We start from the raw sequence: 12,972 nt of genomic DNA on the forward strand, positions 1-12,972 counted from the left end.
TCTGCAAATTTTAGAAATTAACGTTTAGTCCAAGCGTAGTAATAATTGGCGAAGGATAACGTCCATTATCAATACCACTTAAAAGCGCATCCTGATTAATTGATCCCACTTCGGGATCATAACCTTTGTATTTTGTGAAGGTTAAAACGTTTTGAGCGTTAGAATATATCTTAATGTTTGAGATTCCATATTTAGAATATAATTTCTTTGGAAGATTATATCCTATCGAAATATTTTTTACTCTCACATAAGAACCATCTTCTATAAATCGATTACTAAAACGATAGTTTGAAGCTGATGATGCAGACGATGCCGCAATTCTGGTCATATAAGGATCTCCGCCCACAATTTGCACATTTCTATAATCGTTTGGCCCGTTTGGGTCGATTAATTCTAACTGCGCATATCCTAAAGAAGATTTCAATAAATTGGTGTTTTCACGAGGATTTTCTAACCAGCGTCTTTGGTAGTTTACGATATCATTTCCGTAAGAACCTGTCAGCAAAATGTTGATATCAAATCCCTGGAAAGAGAATGTGTTCCCGATACCGAAAGTGAAATCCGGAGCAGGATTTCCGATGTAATCGCGGTCTTTTTCGTTGATGATTCCGTCTTTGTTTACATCTTCAAAAATATAATCTCCAATCCAAACGCCGTTTTCACCAATGGCCATTCCTTCTGGCAAAGCGGTTGGTTTTACCACTCCGTCTTTATCTTTATAATAGAAATCTGTTGCTTTTTCAAATCGGCCAATCACCTTATATCCGTAAAATTGTCCAATTGCTTCTCCAACCGCCGTTCTGGTAACAGTCGTAACATCAGAACCTTGCTGAATGTTTTTATTTAATACACCAGATTCTGTATTAAGTGCCAAAACTTTGCTTCTGTTCATCGAGAAAACAATATTTGATTTCCATATAAAATCGTTTCTCTCCATGTTAATGGTATTCAAACTAAACTCAAATCCTTTATTTTCAAGAGATCCAATGTTTACTGTTGGCGGTCTTGTAGCTCCTTGTCCCGTTGTTCCTACATAAGCCGGAAGTGGAAGTTCAAGCAATAAGTCGTTTGTTTTTTTGTAATAAACATCGGCAACCAATTCTACTCTGTTGTTAAAAAGTCCAAGGTCTAAACCTAAGTTGCTTGAATAAGTAGTTTCCCATTTAATGTCCGGGTTTGCGGTATTTCCTGCCAATTGTCCAGTTCCCCAGTTTGTTGCCGAAGATCCGTAAATTGAAGTATAAGCGTAATTTGGTGCGCTTTGATTACCAACAGCTCCCCATCCTAAACGTAATTTTAAATTGTTGATGGTTTTATTTTCTTTTAAGAAATTTTCATTTGAAATTTTCCAGGCCAAAGCGGCTGACGGAAACCATCCCCAACGGTTTTCTTCTGCAAATTTTGAAGATCCGTCTCGTCTTAAAGTCGCAGTCAGTAAATATTTATCATTGAAAGAATAAAACAATCTCCCAAAGTAAGAGCTGATAGAACTTACACTGCTTGCATTTGAGTTTCTTGCTGTTGTAGCATCTCCGGCATTTAAATCTGTAGCACCGTTTGTGATGTAACCAGAACGGTATCCGTAAAGGTTTTCCCAGCTTGATTCCTGCATTTCCTGACCTAACATGGCATTAATGGTATGTGCGCCAAAAGTTTTATTGTAAGTCAGTAAATTGTTCCAGCTCCAGAATGCACTGTTTGATTTTGTTCTTGTTCCTTCGCGAACATCGTTTACCAAAGCTCCAAAAGTATACGATGGATTAAAAGTGTAATTGTTTGCAAATCCGTAATCTAATGAATATTGTGTTTTGAATTTAAGGTCTTTTGTAAAACCAATTTCTGCATAAGTATTAGCTCTAATGGCGTAATTTTTATTGTGATTGTCTTTAATAGAAGCTAAACCTATTGGGTTATTTTGAACGAATTCTGTAGTATCAGGTCCGTCAAAACTTCCATCGGCATTACGAACCGCAACGTTTGGCGTTTGTTTTAAAGCCGTAATAATTAAAGCATCATCTGTAACCGTTGTTGTTTGATTGTATTGACTTAGGGCAAAGTTTACTCCCAATTTTAAAAAGCTTTTTACCTGAGAATCTACAACTCCTCTTAAATTGAAACGGTCAAATGAAGAACCAATTGCTATACCTTCCTGATCTAAATAACCAATTCCTAAAGAGTAAGTGGTACTTTCTGAGCCTCCTGAAGCTGATAAATTGTAACTCTGCATTAAAGCGGTGTTGAACAATTCTTTTTGCCAGTCTGTTCCTTCACCTAATAAATCAGGGCGAATAAAGGTATTGTCACGCTGTACAATTCCTAAATCCGAACGTGTATTTTTTAATGTTCCGTATTCTCTAAGGTTTAATAAATCTAAGTGTTTCGGAATTTCCTGCCATCCTACATAACTGTCAAAGTTTAAAGTAAGATCGCCTTTTTTACCACGTTTTGTAGTTACGATAATAACTCCGTTTGCTGCTCTGGAACCATAAATTGCAGTTGCAGAAGCATCTTTTAAAACGTCCATCGAAACAATATCTGACGGATTAATCATAGAAAGCGGATTCGTGTTTACAGAACTTGTTGTGTTGTCGATAATTACACCGTCGATTACAAAAATGGGTTCATTTGATCCGGTTAACGAACTGATACCACGAATACGAATAGAAGAACTTGCTCCCGGCGCACCGTTGTTTGCCTGTACGTTTACACCCGCCGCACGTCCTTGTAAAACCTGCTCGATGGATGTTGTTACAGATTGTGTAACTGCCTGACTGGTTACAGATGAAACAGAACCTGTTAAGTCTGATCTTTTCATGGTTCCGTAACCTACAACTACAACTTCTTTTAAGCTGCTTACATCTTCTTCAAGTGTTACATCTATTTTGCTTTTGTTAGCAACCGCAACGTCTTTTGAGCTATAACCTATAAAGCTGAAAGATAAAGTTGCATTTGCAGGAACCGGGCTGATGGTATACGTTCCGTCAAAATTAGAAACCGAACTGATTTTAGTTCCTTTTACAAAAATGTTTACTCCCGGTATTGGTCCGTTACTATCAGAAACTGTTCCTGACACAGTGGTTTGTGCATTTACCGCAGCAGAAAATACCAACATCAGGATTAAGTACCCTAAGTTTTTAAAGTATTTTGATTTGCTTTTAGTAATTAAAAGGTTAGTCATAAATAATTAGTTTAATGAGTTAATAGTATAGTTTAGTTAGTTTTTTTTATGAAATGATTCAGGAACTGTTTTCAGAATAAAAACAACTCATAATCATTATTGAAACAAATATATATAAAAAACAATAATACACAATCGGTTGCGTTAATTTTATTTAAGAATTTTAAAAAAATAGTATATTAAAAAAACATATAGTTTATTTATATTCATAAAAAATTAAATTATATTCATATTTACAAACCTGATCAGTCAAAACATTATGAATAAAAAACTGTTTTCTTCAAAATATTAAAAAAAGCATAAAATGAAGAATTTAAGATATTTTCAATATATCTACATCGTTTTAGTAATATAAAAAGTACAGAATAATTGAAATTTTAACTTAATATTCTAAAGGAAAGCTGAATACGAGCGCATCTCTAAAAATATTTGATTTAAAAACTATTTAAAAAGGCAATCGGTTGTTAAAAAGTTACAAAAAAAGCCCTTTTCGAGATGAAAAGGGCTTAGTCATTGCGTTGTGTATTTAGGGTTTAGAGATTCATTTTTTTAGCATCATCAACAAACTGTTTTAAACCAATATCTGTAAGAGGATGTTTCAATAATCCTTTAATTGCCGAAAGCGGCCCGGTCATTACATCTGATCCAATTTTGGCACAATTTACAATATGCATGGTATGTCTTACCGAAGCAGAAAGGATTTGCGTTTGATAATCGTAATTATCATAAATTTCCCTGATTTCGGCAATAAGATGCATTCCGTCTGTTGAAACATCATCTAATCGTCCTAAAAACGGAGAAACATAAGTCGCTCCAGCTTTCGCCGCCAATAAAGCCTGACCTGCCGAAAATACTAAAGTTACATTAGTTTTAATTCCTTTTGAAGAAAAGTATTTACAAGCTTTTATTCCGTCGCCAATCATGGGTAATTTCACCACAATCTGCGGATGCAAAGCTGTAAGCTCCTCTCCTTCTCTTATCATTCCGTCAAAATCAGTAGAAATTACCTCAGCAGAAACATCGCCGTCAACAATATTACAAATGTCTAAGTAATGTTTTAAGATGTTTTCTTTTCCCGTAATTCCTTCTCTTGCCATTAAAGACGGATTGGTGGTTACGCCGTCAAGAACGCCAAGCGATTGTGCTTCCCGAATGTCTTCCAGATTAGCGGTATCAATAAAAAATTTCATAAGTTTTTTTGTTTAAGGTTGGTGGTTATTTTGTGGTCTGCAATTGTTTTAATGGAGTATAATCGTGTAGTTTTAATGAGTTGAATTCCTCTCAATCTTGTCATTTCGACTGAAAGGAGAAATCTTCGTAAGTAGCTCCGCACTGAGAATCGTCAATCTTTGTAGAGTTTCTCGCGGAGATTTCTCGTTCCTCGAAATGACAAGATTGTGTGTAATTTGTAGAGACGCACAGCAGTGCGTCTAACTTCCAGTGAGAAAAAAATGTGTATTTCGACCGATTCAGCTCTTCAAAAAACCTTCAATAAAAAAATAACTCACTTAATAATTTTATCAAACTGACTTTATTTTTAAACTTCAATTTTCAAAAAATAGCAACTAAACCTCCAATCTATTTTTCTTCAAATTTTAATCTCAAAAAATAAGTCATAATCTTAATACACATTCTCTATTTGTATCTAAAAAACTATTTAATAATTATTACTTTCTACAGCTATCATATTAAAATTTAATTCTATTTCTTTAGATAGTTTCTCACTAATAAATTTTTATTTAGAGCTGACAGGTTTAAAAAACCTGTCAGCTCTAACTTATTGATTTTACCAATTAAATATATTGGTTAATGATATTTTCAAACAATTCTTGTTTACCGCTTTGAAGAGTCAATTCTCCATTTTGGTTTGCGATATCGTATAAATCTTTAAGGTTTAATTTTCCGTTTTCGAAATCTTTTCCTTTTCCTGCATCAAATGAGCTGTATCTTTCTGTTCTTAATTTTTCGTAAGGAGAAGAAGTAATGATTTTATCTGCAGTCAATAAAGCTCTTGCAAAAGTATCAGCTCCACCAATATGCGCTAAGAAAACATCTTCTAAATCAGTAGAATTTCTTCTGATTTTAGCATCAAAATTAACTCCACCACCTTGTAATCCGCCAGCTTTTAAGAAAACCAACATCGCTTCAGTAGTTTCCTGAATATTATTTGGGAATTGGTCTGTATCCCAACCGTTTTGGTAATCACCTCTGTTTGCATCGATACTTCCTAACATTCCAGCTTTTGCAGCAACTTCCAGTTCATGTTGAAAAGTATGTTGTGCCAATGTAGCGTGGTTTACCTCAATATTGATTTTGAAATCTTTATCTAAACCATATTCTTTTAAGAATCCAATTGCCGTTGCCGAGTCAAAATCGTATTGATGTTTAGATGGTTCCATTGGTTTTGGTTCGATAAAGAAAGTTCCTTTAAAACCTTGTGCTCTTGCGTAATCTCTAGACATTGCAAGGAATTGCGCCATGTGGTCTAATTCTCTTCCCATATCTGTGTTTAGTAAAGACATATAACCTTCTCTACCACCCCAGAATACGTAGTTTTCTCCGCCTAAAGCAATCGTTGCATCAAGCGCTAATTTTACTTGACCTCCGGCTCTTGCTACCACATTAAAATCAGGATTTGTTGCTGCTCCGTTCATAAATCTTGGATTAGAGAAACAGTTTGAAGTTCCCCAAAGCAATTTAATTCCAGAATCTGCTTTTTTCTGTTTTAAGTAATCTGTAATAAAAGCCAAACGTTTTTCTGATTCTGCGAAAGTTGCACCTTCAGCAATTAAATCGTAATCGTGGAAACAGAAATAATCGAATCCCATTTTGCTGATAAATTCAAAAGCTGCATCAGCTTTATCTTTTGCTGCTTGGTATGGATCTGAAGATTGATCCCAGGCAAATTGCTGTGTTCCTGGTCCGAATGGATCGCTTCCTTGTCCGCAGAAGGTGTGCCAGTAAGCGATAGCAAATTTAAAATGCTCACGCATTGTTTTTCCAGCTACAACTTGGTCTGGATTGTAATATTTAAATGCCAGCGGATTATCAGATTCTTTTCCTTCAAATTTTATTTGGCCAATACCTTTGTAGTATTCTTTATCTCCTAAAACTATCATTTGTTCTTTTATTTAGTTGTTAATATTAATTCTAATTCTTGTTTCCATTTCTGGTAAGCAGTTTCATAAGGTTGTTTATTGTGCAACGGTAAAAACGTCATTACATGATCGTTGTCGCTAACATTAGCTCCAAATTTGCTGTAATCACCATCTTTTAAACCAACAGCTCTTGCTGCTCCAACAGCTCCGGTTGTATTATAAATTTCAATTTCGTGACCAATTAAAGTCGCCACCGTATTAGAGAAAATCTCCGAACGGAATAAATTATCATTTCCGGCTCTAATCACATTAATTGTCGCATTATCCTCTTTTAAACATTCCATTCCGTACACAAACGAAAACGCAATTCCTTCTAAAGAAGCTCTAAACAAATGTGCGCTGTTATGAATATTCAAATTGAGGTTTAAAAAATGAGTTCCGATGTTTTTATTGTTGAACATACGCTCAGCGCCATTTCCAAACGGAATCACAACAACTCCTTCTGAACCTACCTCAACATTCGAAGCTTTTTCATTCATAACTTCATAAGACTCATTTCCCATATTATTACGAAGCCATCTGTATTGAATTCCTGCTCCGTTAATATTTAAAAGTTTACCAACTCTAGGCGTTTCCAGCTCGTAGTTTACGTGAACGAAATTGTTTACTCTCGTACTTTTTCCAGATGACATTTCGCTTACCGCATAAAATACTCCCGAAGTTCCGCCCGTTGCCGCCACTTCTCCCGGATTCAAAACATTCAAAGCCAAAGCATTATTAGGCTGATCTCCCGCTCTGTAAACAATAGGAATTCCTGCTGGAAGACCAGATTCTACAGAAGCTTTTTCACTTACAATTCCCTGATTCGTAAAATTTTCTACAATTTTTGGAGTTAATGACTTGTCAATTCCGTAATAATCTAAAAGCCAATCGGCTACTTTATTTTCTTTATAATCCCAAAGCATTCCTTCAGACAAACCATTTTTAGTTGTCGTTACTTCGCCCGTCAATTTCAAAGCGATATAATCTCCAGGAAGCATGTATTTATCAATTTTATTGTAAACTTCGGGCTCGTTTTCTTTCACCCATTTTAATTTCGAAGCCGTAAAATTTCCCGGAGAATTCAGTAAATGCTCCATACATTTTTGTTCTCCAATTTCGGCGAAAGCGGTATTTCCAATTTCAACCGCACGGCTGTCACACCAAATAATTGAATTTCGAAGCGCATTTCCTGCTTTATCTACAATTACTAATCCGTGCATTTGATACGAAATACCAATTCCCTGAATTTTTGATGCATCAATATTAGCTTCGCGAATCGCTCTTTTGGTTGCCGTACAAATGTGCTGCCACCAGATTTCAGGATCCTGTTCTGCCCAGTCCGGGTGAATAGACAAGATTTCCATTTCGTTTTGCGGTTCATTCAAAACGATTACTTTTTTACCCGTTTCAGCTTCAACCAAGGCTGCCTTGACCGAAGAACTTCCAATATCATATCCGATATAATACATACTTACAATGATTCTCTTATTATTAATTTTGTCGGCACATAACACTTCGTTTCTTCGTCATGCGTAATAAATGCCGCTGCTTTGGTTCCTAATTCCTTAAAATCAGTTGATACAACTGAAATTCCTTTGTATATAAATTTCTTCATTGGCGTTTCGTTATACGACAAAAAACCAACATCTTTTCCGGGTTCAAAATCCTTTTCTTTGCATTGCTCTAAAAAGTATCCTAAAATCCTGTCACTTACACTTATATATGCGATTCCTTTTTCAATATTGAACTTTTTAGGATCTGTTACAATCTCATATTCAAAACTAAAATCGGCACAGAATTTCTTAAAAAAATCAACCGTTTCCTTCGGGTGATTGGTAAAATCCGGATACACAAATTGTATCTTTTTATACTTTTTAAACAAATCAGCTGCTTCTGTCAAAGACTCATAAAACGCTTTTCCAAAATCCTGAAAAACATAATTATTACTTTTATCAGCCTGAATATTCCAGTCTATCAAAAGCAGTTTATCTTTTGAAATTGCCGACAAAGCCGGAGCAATTTCCTTGTGATCAAAATTCATCACCACGTATTTGTAATACTTCCCAATTCCGTTATTGATGATCGTTTTAAAAACATCAATATTATAATGATGAAACTGCACATCAGTAATCACATTATCCGGCAGATTATTCACAAACGAATGGTACAAAACCTCTTTATATGCCTTAAAAGTGTCTAAAACCAAAAGCACTTTTCTCGTTTCACCCGAAACATAATAGCCTTTATTCGGTACAGACTCAATCGTATTCTGGTCTTTTAAAATCGTATAAGCCTTAAAAACCGTGTCTCTCGAAAGCTGATATGTTTTGCAGATTACATTTACTGACGGAAGCAAATCTCCCTTTTGTAAAATATTTTCGGCAATAGCATTCGTAATCCCGTCAACCAATTGCTTGTACTTCGGAATATCACTATCGTGATTAATTATAAACTCAAATTTTTCTTCTTCTTTTAGCATACCGTTCTGTTCCGTTCTGTTATGCTAAAGTAAATAATTGTATCTTATAAAAAAATACTTTTACATTAAAAATTGTTATCTTTTTATTCCATCTAAAATAATACTTTGGGCGTGCCCCTCCGGGTCGGGCTATCCGCTTCAAGTCCTCGCACTTCCTTCGTCAGGCTGTGGGCTTTCCACTACTATCCCTCACGCAAACCAACCTTGCAAGAAACCCTAAAACCAACACAACCGATTGTATTTTTCAAGAAATTTTTTTAATCTATCAATCTTCTTATTCCATACGGATCAATCGTAACGATCGAACCATCTTCCAGATAATCGATTTTAGTTACTTTCATACTTCTTAAATGCGTCACTCCTTTTGACAAACTCGAATCGTGATAAAACAAATACCACTCATTTTCAACCTCACAAATAGAATGATGCGAAGTCCATCCCACAACCGGATTCAAAATTCTTCCCTGATACGTAAACGGCCCATACGGATTGTCGCCAATTGCATAACAAATAAAATGCGTATCTCCAGTTGAATACGAGAAATAATATTTTCCGTTGTATTTATGAACCCACGAAGCTTCAAAAAATCGGCGGTTATTATCTCCAGCCAGCAGAATTTCTCCGTTTTCATCCAGAATTTTAATCTCTTTTGGTTCTTCTGCAAACTCCAGCATATCATCACGAAGCAAAGCTACAATTGGTCCTAAAGCAGGTTCGTTTCCAGAAGGTTCTTCATTGTCTTGATCGTATTTATTATTTCTGTATTTCTGCAGCTGTCCGCCCCAGATTCCGCCAAAATAAATATAATGCTTGCCGTCTTCGTCTTCAAAAACTGCCGGATCAATACTGTAACTTCCTTTTATCGCATCCGGTTCTGACTTGAAAGGACCTGCCGGAGAATCTCCAACGGCAACTCCAATTTGGAAAATTCCATTAGCACGTTTTGCAGGGAAATACAAATAATACTTTCCGTTTTTCTGTGCCGCATCTGGCGCCCACATTTGTTTTTCGGCCCAGGCAACATCTTTTACATGCAATGCAACACCATTATCAACGGCTTTTGATGAAATACTTTCCATCGAAAAAACATGATAATCTTCCATCCCAAAATGATCTCCGTTATCGTTAAACGGAATTCCCGCATCAATATCATGTGACGGATAAATATAAATTTTACCATTAAATACATGCGCCGACGGGTCGGCCGTATAAATGTGAGAGACTAAAGGCTTTGAAATCGCCAGTTCATTAATTTCCTCGAAATTAATTTGTTCAATGCTATCTTCAGGCATAGTAATATCTTGGTTTTAAATAATTAAGTTCTTCTTTCTTTTAATTCACTTTCGATCTGCACTTCCATCTGTTTATTGATTTTATAGAAAAACAATAATCCGGCTCCAATTAAAAATGGAATTGCAGGAAAAATGCTGACCAATAATTTGATTCCGTTTATCGCAGTTTCTGTTTGTACGACAGAATTTGGCGCGTAATGAAAATATCCTAAAAACAAGGTTGTTAAAGCACCGCCAATACTTAATCCTGCTTTTAATCCTACCATCATGGCAGAGAAAATAATCGCTGTCGCACGGCGATTGTTCATCCATTCTGAGTAATCGGCAACATCGGCAATCATTGCCCAAAGAATTGGGATTGTGATTCCGTAGAAAAATCCGTGTAAGATTTGGGAGAAAAACATGAAGCTTATTGACGTTGACGGAAAGAAATAGAAAGCGACAATAAACAACGTTGAAATGAATAAAAACAATCCGAAAATATTTCTTTTTCCGTATTTATCTGCCAGGTTTTTAGACAATGTAATTCCCACAATCATAAAGATAATTCCGCCCGCATTAAACAATCCGAATCCGGCTGAAACGGGATCATTACCAAAATGATTTAATCCAATATTCGATAAAGTATCTAAAATAGGCTGAATAAAAACGGCTAATTGCTCTTTATCTACATAGTTTTCAAAATAATACACATACGAACCGCCTTTCATTGCGAGTGTAATAAAAACCAAAGTCGTAAGCGAAAGCATAATTATCCACGGTCTGTTTTTGACCAAATCGCTTAAATCTTCTTTTATGCTTGATTTTTGTTCCGGTTTCGGAATGATTCTTTCTTTTGTGGTCAAAAATGTGATCAAAAGCATAATAGTTCCAATGATTGCCAAAACCGTCATTACTTTTTCGATACCAATTGCTTTGTCCCCGTTTCCTGCACTTTTTATAATGCCGAGCATAAAAACCTGAACAAAAAACTGTGCAAACATAACAGCCACAAAACGGTACGACGACATACTGTTTCTTTCGGACATATCGCCTGTAATTACACCGCTTAAAGCAGAATATGGCAGGTTATTTCCGGCGTAAAAAAGCAGTAATAAAGTATAGGTTACAACGGCATAAATGACTTTTCCTTTATAAGAGAAATCAGGAGTTGAAAATGCTAACAGCGCTACAATTCCAAGCGGAATTGCGGTTGCCAAAATCCACGGTCTGAATTTTCCCCATTTTGTACTGGTTCTATCTGCTAAAACGCCAATAATGGGATTAAAAATAAAAGCTGCAACTAAACCCACAATCAACATGATGATAGAAGAATCTGTTGGCGATAATCCGTAAATATCGGTGTAGAAATAAGCCAGATAGGTCATCAAAGTTTGAAAAACTAAATTGGCAGCCAAGTCTCCTAAGCTGTATCCAATTTTTTCTTTGATGGATAATTTTTGTGAAATGTTATTCATTTTGTGGTTTGTGGTTAGTTAGTTCCTGCAAGGTTTTCAAAACCTTGTAGGTTTAAATTGTTTTATAATACCCCTCTCAAATATACCTACAAGGTTTTGAAAAGCTTGCAGGAAAACGAATTGCGATTAAAACAATCGGTTGTGTAAAATTATACAAAAAAACATATTACGCAAATTTACTTTACTTTATTTCAAGAATATTTTTAAAAACAACCGATTGTTAATAATATTTTAATTGAAAGCCATTTTAACTCGTTATTCTTCCGTTTTCTTCAACTTTAAAATACTATCGTAAGCTTGCTTATGTCTTAAAGCTGCATCAAATGCAAGCGGATAATTCGTTCTTCCTTTTATCGGCCAGTCATTTAACCATGATTGCCCATCATAAACGCCCCAAAAAGTAACTCGGCTGATTTTGTCTTTATGTTTTAAAAATAGCTTAAAAATCGATGCGTAACGTTCTGCCAATTGCTTCTGAATAGAATCCGGCAATGATTTAGGATACGGATTCATTTTTGCACTTCCCTCAAAATTCTGATTTACATCAGCACCTTTTAAATCCCACGGGTTTGGCAGCACGGTAATATCCAATTCTGTAAAAGCAACTTTAATTCCCAATGCCGAATATTCTAAAATACTTTTTTCAATTTCTTCAACCGACGGACTCTGCAATCTCCAATGTCCCTGAATACCAACGCCGTCAACCTTTCCTCCTGCTGCTTTTATTTTTTTGATTAAAGCAATGGCTCCGGCTCGTTTAGCTGGTTCTTCAATATTATAATCGTTGTAATATAAATCTACTTTTGGATCTGCTTTTTCTGCGAGTTTAAAAGCATCAACAAGATATTTTTCGCCAAGTGTTTTAAAAAAAACAGATTGTCGCAAAGTTCCATCATCGTTTAAAGCTTCATTTACAACATCCCACGAATTAATTCTGCCCTTATATTTTGAAACAATTGTCGTAATATGATCTTTCATGAAAGCTTTCATTTCGGTACTATCCGATATTTTTTCCATCCACGGCGCTAATTGACTGTGCCATATTAAAGTATGTCCGTGAATAAACATTTTATTCTTCTCTCCGTAAGCCACAAATTTATCCGATAAAGCAAAATCATATTTATCTTTTTGAGGATGCGTGAACATCGACTTCATAATGTTTTCTGGCGTGATTGCATTAAATTCTTTTTTAATCAATGAATCTACTTTTGCATCTTTTTCTTCAATTTGATCTGCGTTTAATGCTGTACCGATATAGAAGTCGTTTTTGTAAACATCTTTTAATGAAGCGGTTTCTTTTTGCGATGTACAGCTTACAGTCAGCAAAGTTGTGACGGCAAACAAATAAGGTTTAATAAATTTCATATATTTTTTGGTTTAATAGTTAATCGTTTTTTTCTTTCTCAACGGAGACCCGACAGGTTTA

At 35.4% G+C, this 12,972-nt stretch carries 8 protein-coding genes; all 8 read right to left on the minus strand.

Going from position 1 to position 12,972, the window contains the following annotated elements; all coding sequences use genetic code 11:
- Positions 1-10 precede the first annotated feature (10 nt).
- Positions 11-3,178, minus strand: a complete 3,168-nt coding sequence (locus ACODSB_RS20090; RefSeq protein WP_488938328.1) for a SusC/RagA family TonB-linked outer membrane protein — start codon at positions 3,176-3,178, stop codon at positions 11-13.
- Positions 3,179-3,711: 533 nt separating this feature from the next.
- The gene (fsa, locus tag ACODSB_RS20095) at positions 3,712-4,368 is read right to left on the minus strand and encodes a fructose-6-phosphate aldolase (RefSeq protein WP_488938329.1); all 657 of its coding nucleotides are present in this window, start codon (positions 4,366-4,368) and stop codon (positions 3,712-3,714) included.
- Positions 4,369-4,971: 603 nt separating this feature from the next.
- Positions 4,972-6,297 (minus strand): xylose isomerase, encoded by a 1,326-nt coding sequence (gene xylA, locus ACODSB_RS20100; protein ID WP_053473041.1) that lies wholly within the window; start codon positions 6,295-6,297, stop codon positions 4,972-4,974.
- Positions 6,298-6,305: 8 nt separating this feature from the next.
- Positions 6,306-7,787, minus strand: coding sequence for a xylulokinase (locus ACODSB_RS20105; protein ID WP_488938330.1), 1,482 nt, complete (start codon positions 7,785-7,787; stop codon positions 6,306-6,308).
- 2 nt (positions 7,788-7,789) lie between these two features.
- The gene (locus tag ACODSB_RS20110) at positions 7,790-8,797 is read right to left on the minus strand and encodes a GntR family transcriptional regulator (RefSeq protein WP_488938331.1); all 1,008 of its coding nucleotides are present in this window, start codon (positions 8,795-8,797) and stop codon (positions 7,790-7,792) included.
- 257 nt (positions 8,798-9,054) lie between these two features.
- The gene (locus tag ACODSB_RS20115; protein WP_256637185.1) at positions 9,055-10,089 is read right to left on the minus strand and encodes a glycoside hydrolase family 43 protein; all 1,035 of its coding nucleotides are present in this window, start codon (positions 10,087-10,089) and stop codon (positions 9,055-9,057) included.
- A 23-nt stretch (positions 10,090-10,112) separates the two neighbouring features.
- Positions 10,113-11,546 (minus strand): MFS transporter, encoded by a 1,434-nt coding sequence (locus tag ACODSB_RS20120; RefSeq protein ID WP_488938332.1) that lies wholly within the window; start codon positions 11,544-11,546, stop codon positions 10,113-10,115.
- A 255-nt stretch (positions 11,547-11,801) separates the two neighbouring features.
- Complete coding sequence (locus ACODSB_RS20125) at positions 11,802-12,911, minus strand: endo-1,4-beta-xylanase (protein WP_488938333.1); 1,110 nt, start codon at positions 12,909-12,911, stop codon at positions 11,802-11,804.
- Positions 12,912-12,972: the final 61 nt, after the last annotated feature.

Source organism: Flavobacterium sp. FG68, from assembly GCF_057808895.1.

Coding starts and splice junctions, on each gene's coding strand:
- fsa (WP_488938329.1), bottom strand. CDS start 4,368: ATGAAATTTTTTATTGATACCGCTAATCTGGAAGACATTCGGGAAGCA.
- ACODSB_RS20115 (WP_256637185.1), bottom strand. CDS start 10,089: ATGCCTGAAGATAGCATTGAACAAATTAATTTCGAGGAAATTAATGAA.
- xylA (WP_053473041.1), bottom strand. CDS start 6,297: ATGATAGTTTTAGGAGATAAAGAATACTACAAAGGTATTGGCCAAATA.
- ACODSB_RS20105 (WP_488938330.1), bottom strand. CDS start 7,787: ATGTATTATATCGGATATGATATTGGAAGTTCTTCGGTCAAGGCAGCC.
- ACODSB_RS20120 (WP_488938332.1), bottom strand. CDS start 11,546: ATGAATAACATTTCACAAAAATTATCCATCAAAGAAAAAATTGGATAC.
- ACODSB_RS20110 (WP_488938331.1), bottom strand. CDS start 8,797: ATGCTAAAAGAAGAAGAAAAATTTGAGTTTATAATTAATCACGATAGT.
- ACODSB_RS20125 (WP_488938333.1), bottom strand. CDS start 12,911: ATGAAATTTATTAAACCTTATTTGTTTGCCGTCACAACTTTGCTGACT.
- ACODSB_RS20090 (WP_488938328.1), bottom strand. CDS start 3,178: ATGACTAACCTTTTAATTACTAAAAGCAAATCAAAATACTTTAAAAAC.